The following is a 23,034-nucleotide window of genomic DNA, read 5'->3' as shown; positions in this document are numbered from 1 at the left end:
ACCTGCCGTTTTATCCTGGACAAATCGGGGCATGGCGGGGGTTGGTCAGTTGTCGTCGACGAACCGCTGGGCGAGGGTCCGGCCCAGCGTCACGGCCTGGTCGTGGTTCTCGATGGCCGCCACCTTCGTCCCGGAGCCGGTGAACGCGATGTACGTGACGCCGGAGTCGGTGCCGCCGTTGCTCGGGTCGGGGTTGATGCCCAGGTCGGCGGCGGTGCGGTAGGAGGCCTCGCCGATGATCCCCGACGGGCCCGTGTCGCCCGTGACCGCGTACTCGACCTGGCCGTTGTAGATGACGGCCACCACCGTCCCGCAGCCGATGCCCTTGGTCCGGTAGTCCCAGATCGAGCTGGGGCTCGGCACCACCACGTACGGGAGCTGCGCCGCGTTGAGCGGCGTGTCCGAGGTGGTGTGGCAGAACGTCTCGGCCTGGAAGCAGCAGTCGGTGCTCTCGTTGCACTGGGCGGTCCGGACGCCGTCGCAGTCGATGTCCAGGTCGCCCTTCCAGAACACGCCGCCGGTCTTGCCGCACACCGCGACGGTCCCGGAGGAGACGTCGGAGTCGGTCTTGTACTTGCCGCTGGAGATCTGGGAGCACGAGGTGAGCTCGGCGAGGAGCTGGTCGGCGGTGGGCCCGCCGGTGCCGCCGGTCGTGGTGCCGGTGACCGCGGCGCTGTGCCCGGACTCGTTGCCCGCCGCGTCCACCGCCGTGATCGTGTACGTGTGGGTGGACCCGGCGGCCAGCCCCGCCACCGTGGCGCTCGCGGTGGGCGAGGTCGCCACCACGGCCGTGCCCTCATGGACGCGGTAGCCGGTGACGCCCACGTTGTCGGTGGAGTCGGTCCAGGCCAGCGAGATGCCGGTGGCCGAGACGCCGGTCACCCGCGGGCTCGCCGGCACGGTGGGCGCCTGGCCGTCGGCGCCGCCGGAGCCGCTGACCGACAACCGGTCCACGTTCGGGCCGCCGTCGGCGCCGGTCCCGGTCGCGCGCACGGTGTTGACGCCGGCGTTCAGCGTCACCGTGGCGCGGGCGTCGGCCCAGGCGTCCCAGCTGCCGGTGCCGGGGAAGGCCAGGCCGGTCACCGCGGTGACGCCGTTGACGGCGACGTCCATCGGGCGGCCGGCGGCGGTGCCGTTGGCGTAGCGGAAGGTCAGCGTGTGGCTGCCGGCCTCGGCGACGTTGACCGACCATTCGACGGAGCCGCCGGGGGCGTTGACGTAGTCGACGAAACCGGCGCCGGTGTAGCCGGTGTGGTTGGTGGCCACGCTCGCCCCCGTCAGCGTCGCGGCCTCGGCCTGGTACTCGGTGGCCGGGGCGGCGGCGGTCGTGGCCTCCAGGAAGTCGAGGTTGGGGTTGCCGCCCGCGGACGCCGCGGTGACACGGATCTTGTTGTCGCCCCGGTTCAGGGCGGCGGTGAGGGTGGAGGTCGCCCAGGTGTCCCAGTTCGCGGTCGCGCCGAACGAACGCCCGGCGGACACGACCGTGCCGTTGACGGAGACGTCGGCGGTGCGGGCCGAGCCGGTGCCGTTGGCGTACCTGATGGCCAGGGTGGCGGTGCCGGCCGCCGGGGCGTCGACGGTCCACTCCGTGTACGGGCCGGCCGTGTTGGCGCTGTTGACGAAGCCGGTGCCGGAGAACCCGGCGTGGTTCGCCTCGACGGCGCCCTGGACGTTGGTGGCGTTCTCGGCCTCGTAGCGCACGGTCGCCGCGCGCGCGGGCAGCGCCACGAGCGCGGAGACGGCCAGGCACGCGGCGGCGACCGGGACGAGGCTGCGTAAGCGGGATACGAGCACGGTTCTCTTCCTCGGGGCGTCGGGGGCTACTGGATGGCGGAGCGGCGGATGGTGTCGGCGCTGCCGTCGCCGTTGTTGTCGGAGTTGGTCGAGCCGAACCAGATGGCGGCGGCGCCCGGCACCTTCTCGACCACGCGCAGCCTGCCGTACGTGCCGTTGAAGTAGGAGTTGACGGTCGAGACGTTCTCGCCGTTCAGGACGATGCGCCACAGCCGCTGCCCGCGCAGCGCCGCCATGAAGACCGTGTTGCCGACGATCGCGATGCCGCTCGGCGAGGCCTCGGCGACGCCCCAGGTGTACTTGGGGTTGGTCATGCCGGAGGTGGTGCAGGTGCCCTCGCAGGTGGGCCAGCCGTAGTTCTTGCCGGGCTGGATCAGGTTGAGCTCGTCGCGCGCGGAGTTGCCCAGCTCCGACGACCACAGGCGGCCGGCGGAGTCCCAGGCCAGGCCCTGCGGGTTGCGGTGGCCGTAGCTGTAGACGCGGGTGCCGAACGGGTTGCCGGGCGCGGCGGCGCCGGTCCTGGTGAGGCGCAGGATCTTGCCGTTGAGCGAGTTCAGGTTGGGCGCGTTGCCCGACTGCTGGGCGTCGCCGGTGGTGGCGTACAGGTAGCCGTCGGGGCCGAACCTGATGCGGCCACCGTTGTGGTAGCGGTTCTTGTCGATGCCCTGGAGGATCGTGGTGTAGCCGCTGAGCGTGCTGCCGTTGAAGTTCATCCGCGCGATGCGGTTGCCCTCGGCGGCGGTGTGCATGAAGAAGACCTCCTGGTCGGTCGTGCCGTTCCAGGTGGGGGAGAGGTCCAGGCCCATCAGGCCGCCCTCGCCGTCGGTGGTCTGCACGTTCGGCACGGTCCCGACCTGCGTCTTCGTGCCCGAAGGTGTCACCTTGAACACCTTGAACGTGTCCCGCTCGGTGACCAGCGCGAACGAGCCGTCCGGCGTCCAGGAGGCGTCCCAGGGCACGTCCCAGCCGCCCGCGACGGACGTCGGCGTCTGGGGCACGGTGCCGCAACCGCCCGTGGTGAACGAGGCCGACGCCGGGCTCGGCGCGGAGAGCTGGCCGGCGGTGTCGCGGGCGACGACGTCGAGCTGGTAGGTGCGCGCGCACTCCAGCGGCACGCTCGCGGTCGTGGCGGGCGGTGCGCCGGCGACGGTGGCCAGCACGGCGCCGGAGGCGTGGTCGCGGACCAGGTAGGCGCGCACGCCGCCGTCGTCGGTGGAGGCGGCCCAGGTGACGGTCGCCGAGGTGGGCTGCACGCCGCTGACCGCGGGCCGGCCCGGCGGCGAGGGCGGGTCGTCCGGCGGCGCGGGCAGCGTGTGGCAGGCCGCCTCGGGGCTGCTCAGCGAGACGTTGCCGGAGGCGTCCCGGGCGAACACCGACAGCTGGTAGCCGAAGTCCGGGGTCAGCCCGGTCAGCGTGGCCGGCGGCGTGGGGGCGGTGGCGATGAGCTGGCCCTGCTGGTAGATGTCGTAGGCCACGACGCCGATGTCGTCCGTGGCGGGCGGCCAGTCCAGCTTCAGGCTGTTGTGGGTGATCTCGGAGCACACCGGCTGGCCGGGCGCGGTCGGCTTCTGGGTGTCGGCCGGTCCGCTGACGCGCAGCCGGTCGAGGTTCGGGCCGCCGTCCGCGGTGGTCGCGGTGGCCCGTACGGTGTTGGCGCCCGCGTTCAGGGTGGCGTTGAGCGTGACCTCGTTCCAGGTGGTCCAGGCGCCGGTGCCGGGGAAGGAACGGGTGCTCGCGGAGCCGTTCACCGAGACGCTCATCGGCCGGTCGATCGTGGTGCCGTTGGCGTAGCGGAAGGTCAGGCTCTGCGGGCCGGTGGCCGCCGCGCTGACCTGGAACTCGACGTACGAGCCTGTCGCGTTGTCGTAGTTGACGAAGCCGGAGCCGGTGTAGCCGGCGTGGTTGGACTCCACGACGCCCCGCGCGATCGTGGCGGTCTCGGCCTGGTAGTCGGTGAAGCCGCTGACCTGGACGTCGGCGTCGAGATAGTCCCAGTTGGGGTTGCCTCCGGCGGTGGCGGCGGTGGCCCTGATCGTGTTGGGGCCCGCCTTGACCTGGGCGGTCAGCGTGACCGTGGCCCAGGTGTCCCAGTTCGCGGTGGGGGCGAAGGCGCGCGAGGCGGCCACGACCGAGCCGTTGACGGCCAGGTCGGCGGGTCGGTCGCCGGTGGTGCCGTTGGCGTAGCGCAGGGCCAGCGTGGCGGTCCCGGCGCCGGGCGCGTCGACGGTCCACTCCGTGTAGGAGCCGGCGACGTTGTCACCGTTCACGAAGCCGCTGCCGGAGTAGCCGGTGTGGTTGGACTCGACGGCTCCCTGCGAGAGCGTCGCGTTCTCGGCCTCGTACCGGGTGGGGGCGGCGTCGGCGGGGCCGGCGGGCACGGCCAGCGCGCCCGCGACCAGCGCGAGGACGCATAACCGGGGCTTCCACGAGTTCATCGGGTGGCTCCTGGGGGGTGAGCGGCTTTTCATCGTGTTCCCACAGGGAGTCACACCCGTCAACAAGTTGTCGATCTTGGAACGATCCAACTTTAGGAAACTTTACTAACTCGGCCTGGATGAGACATCGGAGGTACGGGCGGCCGTGGACAGATATCTACCGGGGATGTATGTCTGAAGCAGGTGTGAGGTCGGATCTGTGATCGTCGCCGGACGCCGGGAGGCCGGAACCATGTGGCTCGGAAACCGACATCAACGCTCGCCCCCGGGCGGCTGGACGGCCGCCCGGCGATGCCGCGACGATACGTGATCATGGACCAGAACGACGCCGGGGAGCCGCGGCTGCGGCCCGCCGCCTCTACCGGCGCTTCTTCGTGCTCGCCGCGGCCGACGGGCGCGAGCGGGTCAGGGCGATCACCTCTCCGGCCAACAGCGCGTCCGTCGCCTTCCACGCCGCGATGGGCTTCACGGTCACCGGGCCCGTCCCGGACTACGACGGTCCCGGCGTCGATCGGGTCGTCTTCGAGCTGCGGCTCCCGCCGCGATGACGCCCGCTCATCGGGGGTCCGTACGGGCGTTGAGGCGGTTCAGGGTCGCCGCGAGGGCCGATCCGTAGACCACGTGGCCGAGGGCCATCACCGCGGGGCGGCCTGGCCGGTCGCGGGAGACCGGCGGCAGGATGTCCAGGCCCGGGATCCAGCCCTGGTAACTGGCGATCCAGATCGTCAGCGCGTACCCGACGCCCAGCGCGGACGGGGTGCGGCGCCCGCGGGTCAGCAGGCCGAACAGGGCTCCGGCGGTGACGCCGAAGCCCAGGTGGGCCAGCGCCCCCACGACCCCCTCGCCCGGTTTGGGGCGATGCCGGTGGCCCGGCAGCAACGCCCGCGCGATGCGTTTCGGCGGCTGGTCCTCCATCAGGCCCGCCCGGCTGCCGGCGAGCATCACCACGCTCATCGCCGCGGTCGCCACGGCGCCGCCCGCGGCGCCCTTCATGAGGTTGCGCATGCGAAGCCCGGTGCCCAGGACGGGACGCAGGAAACGGGCGGCGGCTGACATGCCGGCCGCCCGGCGGGGCAGGAAGGACGGTCTTCCCCGACCAGAGAGGACCGGATGGGCGACACGGCGGCGGCATGCGAGCGGGTGGCCAGGCAGGCGCTGGGCCTGACCGACCTGCGGCCCGGCCAGCTCCGGGCGATGACGGCCCTGGCCGAGGGCAGGGACACGCTGGTGGTGATGCCCACCGGGAGCGGCAAGTCGGCGATCTACCAGGTGCCGGCGCTGCTGCTGCGCGGCCCGACCCTGGTGGTCTCGCCGCTCATCGCCCTGCAGCGTGACCAGGTCGAGGCCCTGCGCGACCGCGACGAGGAGGCCGTCAGCCTGGACGCGGGAACGCGGGCCGTTGAGCGGGCGGAGACGTTCCAGGCGCTGCGGGCGGGGGAGACTGAGTTCCTGTTCTGCGCGCCCGAGCAGCTCGCCCGTCCCGACGTCCTGCGCGAGCTGGCCGCCGCGGCCCCCTCGCTCATGGTGGTGGACGAGGCCCACTGCGTCTCGGCCTGGGGGCACGACTTCCGCCCCGACTACCTGCGGCTCGGCGCGGTGGCCGACGCGCTCGGCCGTCCGGTCGTCGCGGCGCTGACGGCGACCGCCGCCCCGCCGGTACGGGCGGAGATCGCCGAGCGGCTGGGCATGCGTGCGCCGGTGGAGATCGTCCAGGGGTTCGACCGGCCCAGCATCTCGCTGGAGGTGCGCCGGGCGCTCGACGACCCCGCCGCCGACATCGTCACGACCGTCGCGGCGGCGAAGCAGCCCGGCATCGTCTACACGACCTCGCGCAGGCAGACCGGCCGCCTGAGCGGGCTGCTGGCGCAGGCCGGCGTATGGGCCGCCGCCTACCACGCCGGGCTGCGCCGGGCCGAACGGGACGCGGTGCACGACCGCTTCATGGCCGGTGACCTGGACGTCGTGGTCGCGACCAACGCCTTCGGCATGGGCATCGACAAACCGGACGTGCGTTTCGTCCTGCACGCCGAGATCCCCGGTTCGCCGGACGCGTACTACCAGGAGATCGGCCGGGCGGGCCGGGACGGCGAGCCGGCCGACGCCGTGCTCTTCTACCGGCCAGAGGACCTGGGGGTGCAGCGGTTCTTCACCGGCGGGACGCCCGACGAGGAGCGGCTGGCCCGGGTCGCCGAGGCGGTCGCCGAATCCGGCCCCGGCAGCGACCGCAAGGCCCTGGCCGAACGCGCCGGGTTGTCGGCGCGCCGCCTGACGGCGCTGCTGGACCTGCTGGAGAGAGCCGGCGCGGTACGGCTCGGCACCCGCAAGGTCGATCCCGTGCCCGGCCTCGATCCCCGGGCGGCGGCGAGCCGCGCCAGGGAGCTGGCCGAGCGCCGCCGGGACGTCGACCGCAGCCGGCTGGAGATGATGCGCCGCTACGCCGAGACCACCGACTGCCGCCGGCGTTTCCTGCTCGGCTACTTCGGCGAGGAGCTCGCCGACAACTGCGGCAACTGCGACACCTGCCGCGCCGGGACCGCCGAGCGGGCGCCCCGGGAGAGCGGCCCCTTCCCGCTGCACGCCCGGGTGGAGCACCGCGCGTGGGGGCCCGGCCAGGTCATCCAGCGCGGCGAGGACCGCCTGACGGTCCTGTTCGAGGACGCCGGATACCGAGAGCTCCAGCTCGACGTGGTCCTCGACGAGAACCTCCTGACCGAGTCCGGACGAGCGACCGGGTCTCCGACACCCACGCCGGAGATCCGCTCCTAGCGCCGCGCCGGGCCGGGGAAGCGCAGGATCCAGCGGCGTTGCCACGGGGTCTCGACCGCACGGGGGTGGTGGTGCTCGCGCGTCCAGGCGACGGCGTCGGCCGGGTCGAGGCCGGCCAGGACGGCGAGGCAGGCGACGACCGTGCCGGTGCGGCCCACGCCGCCCCCGCACGCCACCTCGACCGCCTCCCCCTCCCGCGCCCGCCGGTGCAGGTCGCGGATCCGCTGCACGGCCGCGTCGCGGTCGCGGGGCAGCAGGAAGTCGGGCCACTCGATCCACGCGTGCGGCCAGCGCAGCGCGTCCTCGTGGCGGCGGGTCAGCCGCGCCGACCCGAGGTAGAGGCCGAAGCCGGGCGCCGGGCCGTCCGGCAGCGGGTGGCGCAGGCCCCGGCCGCGGATCCAGGCGCCGTCCGGGAGCCGGAAGGCGCCCGCGAGCGGCGGCTCGCCCGTCATGCCGTTCGTCGGAGTCGTCACGGATCCTCCTCGTGGTCCCAGGGGCCTGCTCATCCCGCGGTCCCGCAGAATACCTTGACGGCCATCCCCATGATCTCCGCCGTGGACGGGTTCCTGGTCGAGGGGTTGAGCGACAGGGTCAGCGACTTGCCCGAGTCCGAGCGGAACGCGAACGTCAGGTAGCCGATCAGCTCCCCGCTGTGCCCCCACACCGTGCCGCACGGCAGCGCGTACGCCTGCAGCCCGAGCCCGTAGCGGAACCCGGCGCCCGTCTCGACGGTCGTGCGCATGGCCCTCAGGGAGGCGGCGCTGGTGAGCCTGCCGCCCAGCAGGGCGGACATGAACCGCTCCAGGTCCGCGGTGGTCGAGATCATCTCTCCCGCGGCCCAGTCCAGCGAGGGGTTCATGCGGGTGGCGTCCACGAGGGCGGGCATCGGCTCGTACCCCTTGGCGTGGGGGGACGGCAGGCCCGCCCGGTCACCGGGGACCAGCGTGTGGCGCAGGCCCAGCGGGCGCAGGATCCGGCGGGCGACCTCCTCGCCGTACGTGCGGCCGGTCAGCTTCTCCACCAGCAGGCCGAGCACCACGTAGTTGGTGTTGGAGTAGTGCCACTTGCCGTCGTCGGGGAGCTTCTTGGCGAAGGCCACCTTGAGCAGCTCGCCCGGCCGGTAGGAGCGGAAGCGGGCCTCGCCGCGCCAGCGGTTGGTGGAGTAGCCGGGCTCGCTCATGTAGTCGTACAGGTGGCTGGTGTGGTCGAGGAGGCCGCGGACCGTGATCCGGTCGCCGCCGGGGACCAGGCCGGGCAGGTGGTCGCCGATCGGGTCGTCCAGCTTCAGCCTGCCCTCGTCCACGAGCTGGAGCACCACGGTGGCGACGAAGGTCTTGGTCACGCTGCCGATCCGGAAGTAGCCGCCCGGCGAGGGGCGTCCGCCGCGCTCGACGTCGCGGACGCCCGCCGAGCCCGACCAGGTGCCGCGCTCGTCGGTGACCCGGGCGAGGGCCGCCGTCGCGCCCTGTCCCGCCACGATCCTGTTCAGCTCCTGGCCCACTCCGGCGCCCTGGCCGCCCGCCGCCATCGTCGCCGCCACCAGCACGTTCATCATCGTCTGCATCATGCGGTCAACGTTAGGAAGATCGGCCGTACGGCGGAATGCGGTGCTCCGCCCAGTCCTGCTGCGGAAAACCACAGCCGCCCGCGCGGCGCGTCGTGAGGGGGGTTGTCCCTACCGCGAGTTGGCGTGCTGGCGTACTGATGCGGGCGAATTCTTCGCAGATAGCGTGTTTTCATCGTAATCACGCACTGAAATGGATAAATCCGTTGTTTAGTAGTAAATCGCTGAGTCGTGTCCTGGGCCGTTCCGCCGTCGTCGCCGTGGCGGGCGCGGCCTGTCTCGCCGTCACCGCCGGCGCCGCCGGCGCGATCGTCAACGGGGGGAAGGCCACGGAGGCGTACCCGTTCATGGCCTCGATCCCGATCTCGGCCCCGGCCCTGGGGCTGAAGGACGGCGTGTGCGGAGCGGCGCTGATCGCGCCGCAGTGGGTGGTGACCGCCGCCCACTGCCTGGACATGGAGGTCGGGTCGATCCCGAAGGGAACCGTCCGGGTCGGCAGCGACCTGCGCAAGTCCGGCGGGGAGGTGCGCGAGATCGCCCAGGCCGTGCTCCACCCCCGCTACTCCCAGAACACACCCAACAGGAACGACATCGCCCTGGTCCGCCTGGACCGTCCCGTCGACCAGAAGGCCGTCCCGATCGCCGCGCGGCCGGGACGGCCCGGCACCCCGACCCGGATCATCGGCTTCGGCGTCACCGAGTCCAAGCCCGACCCGGCCGACTGGAAGATGTCCCCGCGGCTCAACCAGCTCGACACGCGCATGGGCGCCCCGTCCGAGTGCGGGCCCGGATACGCGAGCGGCACCCGGCTGTGCACGGTCAGCCGGGTGCCCAAGGCCATGGCGTGCAACGGCGACTCCGGCTCCCCGCAGCTGCAGCGGGGCAGGAACGGCCGATGGGAGCTCATCGGGGTCACCTCGGGGCCCGGTGCCAAGAGCCCGTCCTGTGCGGAAGGTCCTGGTCTGTACACCAGCGTGCCGGCGTACGCGGAGTGGCTGGTCCGGACGATGCGCGCGTACAGCTGACCGGCGGGGCTCTACCGGCGGTTGAGGGCCGGCCGCCCGGTGGCCCAGCGCCGCCCGCGGCAGCCGGCGCAAAGCTTCCGGGAGCGGTTCAACGACAGCCTTGAAGTCATGAGAACCGAAACCGAGCTCGTTCACGGGACACCGGTCCCGTCCCCGTCCCCGTTCCCGCACACCCGCACGGCGGAGGTGCGGGGATGAGCGTTCCCGCGCAGGACGTCCCCGCCACCTGGCGGGAGCTGCTGGGACGGGAGCATCTCGGGGCCGCCGTCGTGCCGGCCGGGGGAGTGCTCGCCGGCGCGATCAACATCTACCTGGCGGCCGGGCTGCTGCCGACCGCGGTGGCCGAGCTCGGCGGGGCGAGCTTCTACGCCTGGAACATGACGGTCTACCTGGTCGCCATGGTGATCGCCACCATGCTCACCGCCCGGTCGTTGTCGGTGTGGGGGACCGTCGGCTCCTACCTCGCCGGGTTCGCCACGTTCACCGTGGGCTCGCTGGCCTGCGCGGTGAGCCCGGCGATGGCGGTGCTGCTGGTGTCGCGCGGGGTGCAGGGGCTGGGCGCCGGGCTGCTGTCGGGGCTCGGGTTCGCCGTCGTCCGGTCGGCCCTGCCGGCCCGGCTCTGGACGCGCGGCACCGCGCTCATGTCGGCGATGTACGGCGTCGGCAACTTCGCCGGCCCGGCGCTCGGCGGGCTGTTCGCGCAGTTCGGGGCGTGGCGGCCGGCGTTCGCGGCGATGGCGGTGATCGGGGCCGGCTGCGGCCTGATCGTCCCGCGTGCCCTGCGCGGCGGAGGCGAGGCGCCGCGCGGCGGCGGCGCCGGCCGGGTGCGGGTGCCGGTGGGCTCGTCGATGCTGGTGACGGCGGTCGCGGGGGCGGTGAGCGTGGCGGCGGTCGTGACCGGCACGCTCGCCAAGACCGCCGTCCTCGCGGTGGCGCTGCTGGCGGCCGTGGGGTTCGTCGTCCACGAGCGGCGCAGCGAGCACCGGGTCCTCCCGGCGGAGACCTACCGGCGGGGTTCGTCGCTGAAGTGGGTCTACCTGACGATCGGGGTGCTGACCTTCGGGGTCGCGGTCGAGTCGTTCCTGCCGCTGTTCGCGCAGCGGCTGGCCGGGCTGCCGCCGCTGGTGGCCGGGTTCTTCGCCGCGGCCGTCTCGTTCGGCTGGTCGGCGACCCAGATCGGCAGCTCGTCCGTGGCCGGGCGGCGTGTGGTGCGGCGGCTGCGGGTGGCCGGTCCGCTGCTGCTCGCGGCCGGCCTGCTCGTCCAGGGGCTGGTGCAGCGTACGGACCCGCCGGGATGGCTGGTGCTGGTCTGGGTGCCGGTGCTGTTCGCGGCCGGCGCGGGGATCGGCCTCGCCTACCCGCACCTGTCCGTGGCCGTGCTGACCAGCACGCCGGACCCGGCCGAGGGCGGCCGGGCGGCCGCGGCGATCGCCACCGTGACCAGCCTGTCCATCGCGTTCGGCACGGCGGTCGCCGGCATCCTGGTCAACCTCGGCGGCGCCTCCATGCTCGACTCGGCCCGGTACGTGCTGTTCGGCTTCGCGGCCCTCTGCGCGACCGGCGCCCTCACCGCCCACCGGGCCGCGCGGCGGGAGCGGGACGATGGACTCTCCCCCCGTGGGAGGCGGCAGGCTGCTTGACGGGGCCGGACCGGCCGGCGGCCCCGCGCCCGATGATCGGACCGGCCAGAGGAGAGCGACGCATGACCATCGTGGAAGGCATCGAGGCTCGCGGCATGGAGCACTGCGAGACGACGGCACTGGGGGTGCTGCTGCGTCACCAGGGGCTCGACCTGTCCGAGCCCATGCTGTTCGGGCTCGGCTCGGGCCTGTCCTTCGTCTACTGGGACGCCAAGGGCATGGACGTCCCGTTCCTGGGCGGCCGGGTCAAGCCGTTCGAGCTCACCAGGAACCTGGCCGCCAGGCTCGGGCTGACCCTGGACGTGGCCGAGACCGGCTCGGCCCGCAGGGCCTGGGAGAACGTGGCCGCCCGCATCGACGAGGGCCTGCCGGTCGGCCTCCAGCTCGACAGCCACCACCTGGACTACTTCGGGTCGAAGGTGCATTTCGGCGGCCACGTCGTCGCGATGTACGGCTACGACGAGCGGCAGGCGTACCTGGTGGACACCGCGCAACAGGGCGGCGCGGTGCGGACGAGCCGGGACAGCCTGGCGGCGGCGCGGGCCGAACGCGGCCCGATGACCGCCAGGAACCGTTCCTTCACCCTCACCCTGCCGGGCGGCCCGCCCGCCTGGCGGGAGCGGGCCGTCCCGGCGATCAGGGCGTGCGCCGAGGCGTTCCTCGCCGCGCCCATCGCCAACCTGGGCCACCGCGGCATCGACAAGGCCGCCCGCCTGGTGCCCGGGTGGCTGGACCGCGTGGCGGAGCCCGCGCGTGACCTGTCGCTGGCCGCCCTCCTCATGGAGAAGGGCGGCACCGGCGGCGGCCTGTTCCGCGCCCTCTACCGGGACTTCCTCGGCGAGTGCGCCGGATTCGTCGACGACGACCGCCTGCGCGCCGGCCACCGCCTGTACGCCGAGGCCGCCGCCCTGTGGACGGAGGTGGCCGCCCTGGTCGCCAAGGCCGGCGAGGGGCGCGAGGCGGCGTACCTGGAGCAGGCCGGGGCCGTCCTGCACGACCTCGCGCGCATCGAGCGGGACGCCATGCTGGCGCTGCGCGAGCTGTGACCCCGGGCCGCCGGAGCACCCTGGACGGGCTGTGAGCGCGGGCCGCTAGAGCGCCGCCCGGTCGAGGGCGGCCAGGCTGTCCGCGCGCAGCGACGGAAGGTCGCCGAGCACGGCGTCGGCCGCGCGCCGGCCGGACACCAGCGCCCCCTGGAGCGAGCCGGTGTCGCGGTGGTCGCCGCACACGTACAGGCCGGCGCGCAGCCGCACCGGCCTGCGCAGCGGGTACGGCGGCCGCATCGCCGGCAGCGCCGCCGGCACCTGGTAGGTCGCCACGTGCTCCCAGCCGGAGGTGTCGCCGTAGATGTCGGTCAGGCGCCGGCGGACCGGGCGTTCGTCGTCGGCCAGGCCCAGGACCGACGTGGACACCAGCGCCCGCCCGTCGGCGGAGTACCCGGGGGCCGCGTCGGTGAGCACCAGGGTGTCGGTGACGGCGCCGGTGGCGTCCACGATCTGGATCGGCTCGCGCATGGGGGAGCGGGGCGCGGCGTGGTAGAAGGTGGTCACCGCACGCATCTCCGGCGTCTCGATCTCGCTCAGCAGCCGGCCCGCGGCCCGCGGGTCGGCGGCCACCACCACCGCCCGGCCCCCGACCGTGGCGCCGTCGGCGAGCCGCACGCCGCCGGGGCTCACCTCGGTGACGCGGGCGCCGAACGTGACCGTGCCCGGCGGCAGCCGGTCGGCGAGCCGGCGCGGGATCTCGCCCATGCCGAGGGCGGGCAGCGCGATGGTGCCGCGCGCGAACGACCGCCAGAACAGGTGGAAGATCCGGCTGGAGGTCTCCAGGTCGCGTTCCAGGAGCACCCCGGCCAGGAAGGGACGCATCAGGCAGTCGATCATCTTCTCCGACATGCCCCAGGCACGCAGCTCGTCGTCGGTGCGCCGGTCGGGCCCGCCACGCAGCCGGGACGCGGGCAGGAGCAGGTCGCGTGCCGTGAGGGCGGCGAGCACGGCGTCGTCGCGCGGCGTGCCGAGGCCGGTCAGCAGCCCGCTCAGCGCGTGCCGGGGATGCCGCCACGGCAACATCACCCTGGCCCTGGCCCGCGTCCCCTGGACGATCATGCCCGAGGCGAACGGGCGCAGGTCGAGCGCGTCCAGGTCGAGCATCCGGCGGGCCTCGGGGTAGGCGGTGTTGAACACCTGGAAGCCGCGGTCCAGCCGGAACCCGTCCACGACGTCGGTGCGCACCCGGCCGCCCACCCCGTCGGACGCCTCCAGCACCCGTACCGGCACGCCGGCCTCGTGCAGCCGCACCGCGCAGGCCAGTCCCGCCATCCCGGCCCCCACGACGATGACGGCCCCCGCCGTTCTGCGCTCGTTGTCCATGCCAGGGGCCCTACCCGCGACCTCGCAGCTCAGACGCGGCGACGGTGCGGCGGGCGTGCGGCGGGCGTGCGCCGACCATGATCCGGCGGCGGCATACGGCGGCGAACGGCGCCGCCGGCGCGTACGGTACTCGCGGGGGAACCCATGATCCGGCGCCCTCGTTTGTCCCAGGGGATCTGCTCCGCCGAACGAGGGGTGAGAATGCTGAGGGTTCCTCTCAAAGGCTCCTTCCGCTACATCCACGAGCCGCTGCGGCACGACGAGCAGTCGATGCCGCTGCTGGGGAACGCCGAGCTCGTCGACGAGCTGAACCAGCGGCTCCACTGGTCGCGCGGCGGCACGTTCCTCGTCACCGGGTTCCGCGGCGTGGGCAAGAGCACGGTCGTCATGCGCGCGGTGGCGGAGATCGCCGCCGGCCGTCCCCGCGACGAGCTCGTCGTGCCCGTCTCGCTGAACGTCGCCCGCCCCATGACCCCCGACCAGCTGCTCTTCGCCGTGGTCAGGCGGACCTACGAGACCCTGCACGACCGGCGGGTGCTGCAACGCCTCGACGCGGGCGCGCGGCGCGCGTTGCTGCTCGCGCACGTGCGCACCTCGTTCGGGCTCAAGCAGACGCAGTCGGACGCCTCCGAGCGCACGGCGACGTTCAACGTCGGCATGGGCCCGGCGGCCAAGAAGCTGACCGGGCCGGCCGGGTGGCTGAGCCCCAGCGGCAGCCTGTCCGGCAAACGCACCCGCTCGCTGGCGCTGGAGGCCTCGTACCTGACCTACTCCGACACCGACGTCGAGCACGACCTGGCGCGCATCATCAACCTGCTGGCCAGGCAGCCGGCGCGGCGGCGCGGATGGCGGCGGTGGTCCCGCGGGCCGCGGCGGGTGCATCTGATCATCGTGCTGGACGAGGTGGACAAGCTCACCGCGAGCCCTTCCGGCCTCGACGAGATCGAACGGCTGCTGGGCAGCCTCAAGAACACGCTCACCACGCAGGGCGCGCACTTCCTCGTGGTGGCCGGCCCCGACCTGCACGACCACGTGGTCAGGGACACCAGCCGGGGCAACAGCGTCTACGAGAGCGTCTTCGCCTGGCGCTGTTACGTCCCCTGCTCCTGGGAGGCGCCCGACCGCCTGCTGGACGCGGTGCTCGACGAGCGGCCGGCCGAGTTCGAGCAACTGGCCCGCTACCTGCGTTTCAAGGCGCGCGGCATACCCCGCCGGCTGCTCCAGGAGTTCGGCGAGCTGGTCAGGTGGGAGGGCGAGCGGCCGTTCCTGGTCATCGGCGACCAGGACGAGCAGCGCGTCGCGTTCTACGCCCGGCTGGAGGAGCTGCTGGAGCTCTTCTTCCGGCAGAGCGGCCAGGACCGGCTCTTCCGGGTGCCGATCGACGAGGACCGGTGGCGGCTCACCGGCTACTACATCGTGGACTGGATCCTGCGCAGGCAGGGCGACACGTTCACCGCGCTGGACATCGTCGGCTCGGCCGAGCAGCCCGAGCTCGATCCGCTGCTGCACGTCGGCAGGGCCGGCGTCGACCGGCTGCTGCTGCACCTGGAGGTGCACGGCGTGCTGACCGTGGCCCGCGACCCCGGCAGGCCGGACGCGACGAACTACGGCGGCGAACCCGACGCGCGGCTGGTGTCGTACAAGCTCGCCGACGGGCTGAAGCACACCCTGCTCGGCATCGCCCTCGGGAACGAGGGCGAACGGGCCGCGCTCGACATGTTCCTGCGCGTCCCGGCTCGCGACGTCACGGTGGTCCCCCCGAAGCAGCCGGGCCCGGGGGCGGCCGGGGTCGAGTCGGTGCTGCGTACCGTCGGCGCCCGGTACGAGCTGGTCGAGTTCATCGGCGAGGGCGGCCAGAGCACCGTCTACCGGGGCCGGGACATCGTGCTGTCCCGGGACGTGGCCGTGAAGGTGCCGCGCCGCTTCCCCTCCGGCAACCCCGACGGGGAGGCGCGGCTGCGCAGGGAGGCCGCCATCGCCATCCAGCTCGACCACCCGAGGATCGTCCGCACCTACGACGTCGCCCTGGACGACGAGGGCCGGCCGATCCTGGTGATGGAGCTGGTCGAAGGGCGTACGCTCAGCGAGATCGTGCGCCAGCAGGGCCCGCTGAGCCCCGCCGACGCGGTCCGCCTGGGCGCCCAGCTCGCCGAGGCGCTCACCTACCTGGACGGCCGCCGGGTCACCCGCATCGACCTCAAGCCGTCGAACATCATGATGAAACCGTCGAAGGACGCCGTCATCGTCGACTTCGGCATCGCCAAGAGCAGGGAAGCGGCCGAGATCACCAGCCCCGGTGACGCCATCGTCGGCACGCCCGCGTACATGTCGCCCGAGGCCGTGCGGAACGAGGCGGTGGACATCAGGTCCGACCTCTACTCGCTCGGCGTGCTCCTGTACTTCTCGCTGACCGGGCAGTCGCCGTACCCGGGCGAGAGCAGCATCCCCGCGGTCATCGCGGCGATCCTGGGCGGGCGGGTCGACCTGTCGGCCCTGACCGGCCTGCCCCACCTGCGGGACATCATCGCCAGGGCGACGGCGAGCCGGCCGGACGAGCGCTTCCAGCACCCCGCCGACCTGCTGACCGCCCTGGCCGGCACCCCCGAGGGCCGGGCGCTCCGCCTGCCGGACACGCCCGGCCCCGTCCGGCGGCCCGCTGAGGAGACCGTCCCGCTGCCGGACGTCGCCCAGGACGACGTACGGGTGTACGGCGTCGACTGCAAGAAGGGGCACTTCAACGATCCCCGCGTGGCCAACTGCGTGGTGTGCGGCCGCCCGCTCAAGCGCACGCTCGTGCCGCACAAGGGCCCCCGGCCGTCGCTCGGGACGCTCGTCCTCGACGACGGGACGACGCTCCGTCTCGACGCCACCTACCTGTTCGGCCGCTCCCCGGAGACGGCCCCCGAGGTGGTCGCGGGCAGGGCCCGCCCGGTCAAGCTGGCCGACCCCGAGAGCACGGTCTCCCGCCACCACCTGCGGGTCAAGCTCGACGGCTGGGACGTCAACGTGATCGACCTGGGCTCGGCCCACGGCACCCGCCTGCGGATCCCCGGCGAGGCCGCGGCCCAGGACCTCCCGCCGGACGAGCCGGTGACGATCCGGCCCGGCACCACCGTCACCCTCGGCCGGTCACGCTGGATGCGCCTGGAGGACGAGCATCCCGGCGCGCCGGCCGACGGCCCGCGCGGTGAACGTCTCGGCCCCTACCGGCTGGTCCGCAGGCTGGGCGAGGGCGGCACCGGCGTGGTGCACCTCGCCGTCGAGCCGGGGGGCGGGCAGGTGGCGATCAAGATGCTACGTCCCGACGTGGCCGGCGACGCCCTCGCCCGGCGGCGCCTGGCCCGGGAGGTCGAGGCGATGCGCCTGGTCCGCGACGACCACGTGGCCGAGGTCGTCGACGTGGACGTGACCGGCGACCCGCCCTACATCGTGACCCGGTACGTGCCCGGCCCGTCCCTGATCGAGCTGGTCGGCCGGGACGGGCCGCTGAAGGCCGCCGCCCTGATCCGCGTGGGGCGGGGCATGGCGCAGGCGCTGGCCGCCATGCACGCGGCGGGGGTCGTCCACCGCGACCTGAAGCCGAGCAACGTGCTGCTGGCGGACGGCGACCCCGTCGTGATCGACCTGGGCATCGCCCAGGCCGTCGACTCCACCAGGCTCACCATGACCGGCATGTTCGTCGGCACTCCCGGCTACCTCTCCCCAGAGATCATCTCGGGGGAGAAGGCGGGGGCGCCGGCCGACGTGCACGCCTGGGGGGCCACGCTGCTCTTCGCGGCCACCGGCCGGAACCCCTTCGGCGAGGGCTCGTTCGAGAAGATCTTCTTCAACATCGTGGAGAGCAGGGCGGACGTGGAGGCGGCTCCTGCGCTGCTGCGCCCGCTGCTGACCGAGGCCCTCGCCAAGGACCCCGCCCTGCGGCCGACCGCCGCCCAGCTGGTCGGCCGCCTGTCCGAGCTGGAGAAGGGGCCGGCCTGACCCCGCCGTGCCCTACGCCCAGCCGTAGACCGACCTGACGGCCGCGGCGATCTCGTTCACCAGCGCCGTGTCGTTGCCGTTGGCCAGCACGGCGTAGCCCGCGCCGAGCTCCGGATAGCCCTTGAACACCGACTTGAAGCCGTAGTTGGAGCCGTCGTGGGTGTAGGAGAAGTTCCGGGTGCCGGAGCCGGCGACGAACAGCCCGCGTCCCATCCCGGGCTGCGGGCCCTCGGTGAGCAGCGTGCGCACCGACGTGCGGGTGAGCGGCCCGGCGATGTCGCCGGTGGCGGTCCAGGCCCGGTTGAGGTACGACACCAGGCGGCACAGGTCGAGCACGTTCGTGTAGAGGCCGGCGGCGGCGGACTCGGGATACCGGTTGTGGCCGCCCGGGATCACCGTCCCGGTGGAGGTGTGGCCGGAGGCGAGCTCGAAGGCGGGGGAGAGCGCGTACGAGCTGCCCGCCATGCCCAGCGGGGCGAACACCTCCTGGCCCATGTAGTCGGCCAGCGACCTGCCGGTCAGCTCCTCCACCATGCGCTGCAGCAGCACGTACCCGGCGCCGGAGTAGTGGTACTCGGCGCCCGGCTCCGTGGACAGCTCGATCCTGGGGGAGTTGCCCTCGCCGTTCATGATCTGGAGCAGTGACGGGACCGTGGCGGCGGCGCCGTACCCGGCGAAGCCGCCGCCGCCGGCGTCGAAACCGGAGCAGGCCCCGGCGGGCGAGGTGGAGCCGCGCCCGACGACCCCGGACCGGTGCGTCAGAAGCTGCTCGACGGTCGGTACCGCCGTCGGCGACACGCACGAACGGGCCGGCAGCGTCCAGCCTAGATGCGGCCGGACGTCGGCGGTGAGCGCGATCTTGCGCGTCTGGAGCAGGCGCAGCACGCCCACCGCGGTCACGGCCTTGCTGATGGAGGCGGCCTGGAACGCGCTCTCCGGATGCGCGGCGGGCGCGCTCTCCGGATGCGCGGCGGGCGCGCCGCCGGCGGCGAGCCGCCCGTAGCCGGTGGACCAGGCGATCTTGTTGCCGACGACCACCGCGACCGCCACGCCCGGCGTCTTGTACGCGCTCATCCGCTGCCAGATGGTCGAGCCGCCGACCGCGTTCTCGAACTGGCGCACCCGGTCGGCGGGCAGCGCGGGCGCCTTGCCCCTGGAGCACAGCGCCCAGCCGCCGCCCGGCGCGAAGGCCAGGTTGTGCAGCTGCCAGCCGCCGCCGGCCAGGGACCTCATCTTCGCGAAGCAGGCGTCGTCGACGCCGCGGGCGTGGAACTCGTCCTGCGCGACCAGGGCCCAGCCGCCCGCCTCGGGGAAGGCGACGCGGGTCAGCCGGCGGCCGCCCTGGGTCAGGTTGCGCATCATCTGGTAGCACTCGTCGTCCACGCCGTTCGCCTGGAAGGCGCCGGACGCGACGACCGCCCAGCGGTCGCCGCCGGCGGGCGGGAAGGCCACGTCCACGACCTGCTGCCCGGCGGTGTAGTACGCCTTGATCCGGCTGAGGCACGCCGTGGGCAGGCCGCGGGACGACACGCCCTTGTCGGTGGTGATCACCCAGCGGTCGCCGCCCTCCGGCGGGAAGGCGATGGCGTTGACCTTCCGGCCGGCCTTGACCAGCGCCCCCAGCTCCGTGAAGCAGGCGTCGGGGATGCCGCGGGCGAAGTACCGCCCGTCCTGCGTGACCATGACCCAGCCGCCGGACGGCGTGAAGGCCAGCGCCGTGACGCCGTAGGGAGCCAGCTCGGCCAGCTTGGCGTGCGCCTCGGCGGTCAGCCCCGCGTCCGCGGACGGGTAGGCCGCCGCGAAGGCGGGCCCGGCGGGCACCATGGCCGGCACTGTGGCGGCCGCCAGTCCGGCGACACCGGTCAGGGTGAGAAAACGTCTCCTGTCCACAGGGCTCCTCGGTCAAGGCGGGGCGAAACACGGTGATCTTGGCAGAGATGTCCGGCCAGGGCCAACCGCGACCGGCTCCGGCGCGGGCCGGGGGGTGTACCTGGGTCCACCCCGGCCCGGGGGACAGGTGCAGTGACCGGGCGCGCGGCGGGCGGCATCGTCGTCCTCGTTCTACCGGATCGACGAAAAAGTGAGAGCACATGGTGCAGACAGAGAGCAGGACGGCCCGTGGCGTGCTGGCGCCGGTCGGGGTGTTCGTCGCCGTCGCGCTCGTGGCGTCGGGCGTTCTGGGCACGGCGCAGGCGGGCACGCCGATCCCGCCCGTGGTCATCCAGCTGACCCAGTTCGGCCCGGCCCTGGCCGTGGCGGTCGTCGCGCTGCTGTGGCCGCGCATCGCCCGCGAGGCGCTGACCGGGGCCGTGGGCCGTGGCGACCGTTCGGCGCCGTCCGGGGCCCGGGGGCGTGGCGGCGGGACGGCGCTGTCCGGGACCCGGGGGCGGGCCGGTCTCGCCGGGGTGGCGTTGCAGGGCACGGCGTTGCTGATCGTCGGGCTCAGCGCCGGGGCGTACGGCCTGCTGACCGGCGACGCGCGCTTCACCGCACCGGGGGCGTTGAGCAGCCCGTTCGCGCTGATCGTGGTCGCGCAGCTGGTCGGGGCGTGCGCCGAGGAGATCGGCTGGCGGTGCCTGCTCCAGCCGCTGCTGCGCCGCCGTACCGGCCCGCTGACGGCGTCGGTCGTGGTGGGCCTGCTGTGGGGTGCCTGGCACGTGCCGGTGTTCGGCCGGCCGCCGCTGTACGCGGCCGCGTTCCTGCTGGCGACGGTGTCGATGTCGGTGGTGATGGGGCTGGCCCTGGAACGGCTGCGCGGCCACCGGCTGCTGCTGGCCGGCGGCTTCCACACGCTGGTCAACCTCGGCCTGCTGCTGTTCATGGACGAGGAGGCGGGCGCGCTCGCGCCGATCGCGCTGTTCGGCGTGACGTGCCTGCTGGCGGCCCTGCTCTGGATGTGGAGGGCACCGGCTAGAATCCACGTTCGATGAGGGGGAAGGGGAGGCCGGCCGCCATGGCCCGCTGCCAGCTCGCGGGGCTGCTCGCCGTGGCGGTGTCGGCGGTGGGGGCGTTCGTCGTCCTGGCTCTCGTCCTGCTGCCGGTCGGGGCCGGCTTCTGGCTGCTCGGGCCCGGGGCCAGGGCGCTGCGTTCGCTGTCCGACCGCGCCCGCGACCACGCCGCCCGGTGGACGGGCACGCGCGTCGCCCCGGCCGAGCCGTTCGCCGGCGACCCGTCCTGGAGCAGGCGCAGGCGGGCCGGGGCGATCCTGGCCGCCGAGGGGTTCTGGCGGGACCTGGCCTGGGCCTGGCTGGAGCCGTGGATCGGCGGCGCCCTCGTCGCGGTCCCGCTCGCCTGCCTCTGGTACGGCGCGTTCGGCGCGCTGGTGCAGCCGTTCATGTGGCCGCTGCTCGGCGGGGGCAACTGGTACGCGTTCGTCCCGGTGAGCGACACTCCGACGATGCTGGCGGCCGTGGTGCTCGGGGTCGCCTTCATGGCTGCCGGGCTCCTGCTGGCCCCGCCGGTCCTGCGCCTGCACGCGCGCTGGACCCGGCTGCTGCTGTCGGTGCCGCGCCGTGCCGAGATGGCCCGGCGCATCGCCCACCTGACCGACACCCGGGCCCAGGTGCTCGACGTGCAGGCGGCCGAGCTGCAGCGCATCGAGCGCGACCTGCACGACGGCGCCCAGGCCCGGCTCGTCTCCCTCGGCCTGACCCTCGACAGCGCCACCCGGCTCCTCGACAGCGACCCGGCCGCCGCCCGCACGCTGCTGCTGGAGGTGGGCGAGACCGCCGCCCGCGCCCTGGAGGACCTGCGCAACCTGGTGCACGGCATCCAGCCGCCGGTGCTGGCCGACCGGGGGCTCGGCGACGCCGTCAGGTCGCTGGCGCTGGACAGCTTCCTCGACGTCCACGTCGAGGCCCGGCTGGCCGGCCGGCTTCCCCCGCCGGTCGAGTCGGCGGCCTACTTCGCGGTCGGCGAGCTGCTCGCCAACGCGGCCAAGCACGCCGCCGCCCGGGAGGTCGCCATCGTCCTCGACCACGACGGGCGGCGTCTGCGCGCCACCGTCACCGACGACGGCAGTGGCGGCGCCGACCCGGCCAAGGGCACCGGGCTGCGCGGGCTCCGGCGCCGCCTGAAGTCCTTCGACGGCGTCTTGACCCTGCACAGCCCGCCCGGCGGGCCGACCACTGCGACCCTGGAGATCCCGTGCGCGTTGTCCTCGCCGAAGACCTCTTCCTGCTGAGGGACGGGCTGACCAGGACCCTGCGCGAGCACGGCTGCGAGGTGGTGGCGTCGGTCGACAACGGCCCGTCCCTGCTGCGGGCGCTGCTGGAGGACGAGCCGGACGTCGCCGTGGTGGACGTCCGGCTCCCGCCCACGTACACCGACGAGGGGCTGCAGGCCGCGCTGGAGGCCCGCCGCCGGCGTCCCGGCCTGCCCGTCCTGGTCCTGTCGCAGTACGTCGACCAGCTCTACGCCAACGAGCTGCTGGCGACCGGCGACGGCGCGGTGGGCTACCTGCTGAAGGACCGGGTCACCAACACCGCCCAGTTCGTCGACGCGGTACGCCGGGTCGCGGCGGGCGGCACGGTGATGGACCCCCAGGTCATCACCAAGCTGCTGTCCCGCAGCCAGGCCCGCGGCATGATCGGCAGCCTGACCCCGCGCGAGCTCGACGTGCTGGAGATGATGGCCGAGGGCAGGTCCAACGTCGCCATCGCCGCGGCCCTGCACTTCAGCGAGAGCGCGGTGGCCAAGCACACCGCGAACATCTTCGCCAAGCTCCGCATCGCCCACTCGGCCGACGACAACCGCCGCGTCCTGGCGGTCCTGGCCTACCTCAAACGCTGACTTTGACTTCGAGCGCGCTCGAATCCCTAGCGTCGCGCCCATGACGACGACACTGATCACAGGGGCCAACAAGGGGCTCGGGTTCGAGACCGCCCGGCGGCTCGTCGCCGCGGGGCACACCGTCTACGTCGCCGGCCGGGACGCCGGACGCGGGCGGCGGAGGTGACCGCCGAGATGATGCGGCGCACGTTCGAGACGAACGTGTTCGGCATGGTGCGGGTGCTCCACGCGTTCCTGCCGCTGCTGCGGCGATCCGGCGCGCCGGTCGTCGTCAACGTCAGCAGCGGCCTGGCCTCGCTGTCCCGGATGACCGAGCCCGGCAGCCCCGGCCACGCCTACCCGGGCGTCGCCTACCCGGCGTCGAAGGCGGCCGTCAACATGGTCACCGTCCAGTACGCGAAGGCGTTCCCGCAGATGCGGATCAACGCGGTCGAACCCGGCTTCACCCGTACCGACCTGAACGGCAACAGCGGCCGGCAGACCGTCGAGCAGGGCGCCGAGATCATCGTACGCATGGCCCAGGTGGGACCGGACGGCCCCACCGGGGGCTACTTCGACGCCGAGGGTCCCCTGGCCTGGTGACCGCCCCGCGCGCCGCCCCCGGAGGCGCGCCGGCCCCCCCGGCAGTCCGTGAGGACCCCCGCGCGGGGACCGGCGTAGAACCGGGTGTGT

18 protein-coding genes are annotated in these 23,034 nt (G+C 73.7%); 11 read left to right on the top strand and 7 right to left on the bottom strand.

The window, feature by feature from the left end; genetic code table 11:
• Positions 1 to 45 precede the first annotated feature (45 nt).
• Both ABZ444_RS42495 and ABZ444_RS42490 read right to left on the bottom strand, forming a co-directional pair.
• A complete protein-coding gene (locus tag ABZ444_RS42495; protein WP_358009720.1) occupies positions 46 to 1,794 on the bottom strand; it encodes a CBM35 domain-containing protein in 1,749 nt (582 codons plus the stop codon).
• A 26-nt stretch (positions 1,795 to 1,820) separates the two neighbouring features.
• Positions 1,821 to 4,229 (bottom strand): PQQ-dependent sugar dehydrogenase, encoded by a 2,409-nt coding sequence (locus ABZ444_RS42490; RefSeq protein ID WP_358009718.1) that lies wholly within the window; start codon positions 4,227 to 4,229, stop codon positions 1,821 to 1,823.
• Between the two features lie 374 nt (positions 4,230 to 4,603).
• On the opposite strand from ABZ444_RS42490, the gene ABZ444_RS42485 reads away from it, so the two are divergent.
• Positions 4,604 to 4,777 carry a hypothetical protein gene (locus ABZ444_RS42485; RefSeq protein ID WP_358009716.1) on the top strand — a complete coding sequence of 58 codons (174 nt, stop codon included), beginning with the start codon at positions 4,604 to 4,606 and terminating at the stop codon, positions 4,775 to 4,777.
• A 7-nt stretch (positions 4,778 to 4,784) separates the two neighbouring features.
• Here the strand turns inward: ABZ444_RS42485 and ABZ444_RS42480 are convergent, their stop codons facing one another.
• Positions 4,785 to 5,285, bottom strand: coding sequence for a DUF6789 family protein (locus tag ABZ444_RS42480; RefSeq protein ID WP_358009714.1), 501 nt, complete (start codon positions 5,283 to 5,285; stop codon positions 4,785 to 4,787).
• 54 nt (positions 5,286 to 5,339) lie between these two features.
• On the opposite strand from ABZ444_RS42480, the gene ABZ444_RS42475 reads away from it, so the two are divergent.
• Positions 5,340 to 6,995 (top strand): RecQ family ATP-dependent DNA helicase, encoded by a 1,656-nt coding sequence (locus ABZ444_RS42475; protein WP_358009713.1) that lies wholly within the window; start codon positions 5,340 to 5,342, stop codon positions 6,993 to 6,995.
• On the opposite strand, the gene ABZ444_RS42470 is transcribed toward ABZ444_RS42475, so the two are convergent.
• The gene (locus ABZ444_RS42470) at positions 6,992 to 7,447 is read right to left on the bottom strand and encodes a protein-tyrosine phosphatase family protein (RefSeq protein ID WP_358009798.1); all 456 of its coding nucleotides are present in this window, start codon (positions 7,445 to 7,447) and stop codon (positions 6,992 to 6,994) included. The two genes, ABZ444_RS42475 and ABZ444_RS42470, sit on opposite strands and share 4 nt — an antisense overlap.
• A gap of 50 nt (positions 7,448 to 7,497) precedes the next feature.
• Positions 7,498 to 8,562, bottom strand: a complete 1,065-nt coding sequence (locus tag ABZ444_RS42465; RefSeq protein WP_358009711.1) for a serine hydrolase domain-containing protein — start codon at positions 8,560 to 8,562, stop codon at positions 7,498 to 7,500.
• 203 nt (positions 8,563 to 8,765) lie between these two features.
• Between ABZ444_RS42465 and ABZ444_RS42460 the strand changes: the two genes are divergently transcribed.
• The 3 genes from ABZ444_RS42460 (at position 8,766) to ABZ444_RS42450 (ending at position 12,270) form a co-directional block, all read left to right on the top strand.
• Positions 8,766 to 9,584, top strand: coding sequence for a serine protease (locus ABZ444_RS42460; RefSeq protein ID WP_358009709.1), 819 nt, complete (start codon positions 8,766 to 8,768; stop codon positions 9,582 to 9,584).
• A 194-nt stretch (positions 9,585 to 9,778) separates the two neighbouring features.
• Entirely contained in the window at positions 9,779 to 11,224 is a 1,446-nt protein-coding gene (locus tag ABZ444_RS42455) for an MFS transporter (RefSeq protein WP_358009707.1), read from the top strand.
• Positions 11,225 to 11,286: 62 nt separating this feature from the next.
• Positions 11,287 to 12,270: a BtrH N-terminal domain-containing protein gene (locus ABZ444_RS42450; RefSeq protein ID WP_358009705.1), complete on the top strand. Its 984-nt coding sequence runs from the start codon at positions 11,287 to 11,289 to the stop codon at positions 12,268 to 12,270.
• A 45-nt stretch (positions 12,271 to 12,315) separates the two neighbouring features.
• Here ABZ444_RS42450 and ABZ444_RS42445 read toward each other — a convergent pair whose 3' ends face one another.
• Complete coding sequence (locus tag ABZ444_RS42445) at positions 12,316 to 13,593, bottom strand: NAD(P)/FAD-dependent oxidoreductase (RefSeq protein ID WP_358009703.1); 1,278 nt, start codon at positions 13,591 to 13,593, stop codon at positions 12,316 to 12,318.
• A gap of 201 nt (positions 13,594 to 13,794) precedes the next feature.
• Here ABZ444_RS42445 and ABZ444_RS42440 point away from each other — a divergent pair, with 201 nt between their 5' ends.
• Positions 13,795 to 17,571 (top strand): protein kinase, encoded by a 3,777-nt coding sequence (locus tag ABZ444_RS42440; protein ID WP_358009701.1) that lies wholly within the window; start codon positions 13,795 to 13,797, stop codon positions 17,569 to 17,571.
• 12 nt (positions 17,572 to 17,583) lie between these two features.
• On the opposite strand, the gene ABZ444_RS42435 is transcribed toward ABZ444_RS42440, so the two are convergent.
• Entirely contained in the window at positions 17,584 to 19,461 is a 1,878-nt protein-coding gene (locus tag ABZ444_RS42435) for a serine hydrolase (protein WP_358009699.1), read from the bottom strand.
• Positions 19,462 to 19,661: 200 nt separating this feature from the next.
• On the opposite strand from ABZ444_RS42435, the gene ABZ444_RS42430 reads away from it, so the two are divergent.
• From ABZ444_RS42430 to ABZ444_RS42410, 5 genes are read left to right on the top strand one after another with little or no spacing between them, the layout of a single operon-like run.
• A complete protein-coding gene (locus ABZ444_RS42430) occupies positions 19,662 to 20,501 on the top strand; it encodes a CPBP family intramembrane glutamic endopeptidase (protein ID WP_358009697.1) in 840 nt (279 codons plus the stop codon).
• Entirely contained in the window at positions 20,498 to 21,754 is a 1,257-nt protein-coding gene (locus ABZ444_RS42425; protein WP_358009695.1) for a histidine kinase, read from the top strand. The genes ABZ444_RS42430 and ABZ444_RS42425 overlap by 4 nt, the downstream gene beginning before the upstream one ends.
• A complete protein-coding gene (locus tag ABZ444_RS42420; protein ID WP_357971590.1) occupies positions 21,718 to 22,362 on the top strand; it encodes a response regulator transcription factor in 645 nt (214 codons plus the stop codon). The genes ABZ444_RS42425 and ABZ444_RS42420 overlap by 37 nt, the downstream gene beginning before the upstream one ends.
• A gap of 40 nt (positions 22,363 to 22,402) precedes the next feature.
• A complete protein-coding gene (locus ABZ444_RS42415; protein ID WP_358009693.1) occupies positions 22,403 to 22,528 on the top strand; it encodes an SDR family NAD(P)-dependent oxidoreductase in 126 nt (41 codons plus the stop codon).
• Complete coding sequence (locus ABZ444_RS42410) at positions 22,525 to 22,944, top strand: SDR family NAD(P)-dependent oxidoreductase (RefSeq protein ID WP_358009691.1); 420 nt, start codon at positions 22,525 to 22,527, stop codon at positions 22,942 to 22,944. Before ABZ444_RS42415 ends, ABZ444_RS42410 begins: the two co-directional genes overlap by 4 nt.
• Positions 22,945 to 23,034 lie beyond the last annotated feature (90 nt).

The organism is Nonomuraea sp. NPDC005730 (genome assembly GCF_040630865.1).
Taxonomy (GTDB): domain Bacteria; phylum Actinomycetota; class Actinomycetes; order Streptosporangiales; family Streptosporangiaceae; genus Nonomuraea.
This window is presented reverse-complemented; position numbering and strand designations above follow the sequence as displayed.

Bases quoted from the DNA above. Each gene is read 5' to 3' on its own strand.
- ABZ444_RS42475 (WP_358009713.1), top strand. From the start codon at position 5,340: ATGGGCGACACGGCGGCGGCATGCGAGCGGGTGGCCAGGCAGGCGCTG.
- ABZ444_RS42450 (WP_358009705.1), top strand. From the start codon at position 11,287: ATGACCATCGTGGAAGGCATCGAGGCTCGCGGCATGGAGCACTGCGAG.
- ABZ444_RS42445 (WP_358009703.1), bottom strand. From the start codon at position 13,593: ATGGACAACGAGCGCAGAACGGCGGGGGCCGTCATCGTCGTGGGGGCC.
- ABZ444_RS42470 (WP_358009798.1), bottom strand. From the start codon at position 7,447: ATGACGGGCGAGCCGCCGCTCGCGGGCGCCTTCCGGCTCCCGGACGGC.
- ABZ444_RS42465 (WP_358009711.1), bottom strand. From the start codon at position 8,562: ATGATGCAGACGATGATGAACGTGCTGGTGGCGGCGACGATGGCGGCG.
- ABZ444_RS42430 (WP_358009697.1), top strand. From the start codon at position 19,662: ATGGTGCAGACAGAGAGCAGGACGGCCCGTGGCGTGCTGGCGCCGGTC.
- ABZ444_RS42425 (WP_358009695.1), top strand. From the start codon at position 20,498: ATGAGGGGGAAGGGGAGGCCGGCCGCCATGGCCCGCTGCCAGCTCGCG.
- ABZ444_RS42440 (WP_358009701.1), top strand. From the start codon at position 13,795: ATGCTGAGGGTTCCTCTCAAAGGCTCCTTCCGCTACATCCACGAGCCG.
- ABZ444_RS42490 (WP_358009718.1), bottom strand. From the start codon at position 4,229: ATGAACTCGTGGAAGCCCCGGTTATGCGTCCTCGCGCTGGTCGCGGGC.
- ABZ444_RS42415 (WP_358009693.1), top strand. From the start codon at position 22,403: ATGACGACGACACTGATCACAGGGGCCAACAAGGGGCTCGGGTTCGAG.
- ABZ444_RS42455 (WP_358009707.1), top strand. From the start codon at position 9,779: ATGAGCGTTCCCGCGCAGGACGTCCCCGCCACCTGGCGGGAGCTGCTG.
- ABZ444_RS42480 (WP_358009714.1), bottom strand. From the start codon at position 5,285: ATGTCAGCCGCCGCCCGTTTCCTGCGTCCCGTCCTGGGCACCGGGCTT.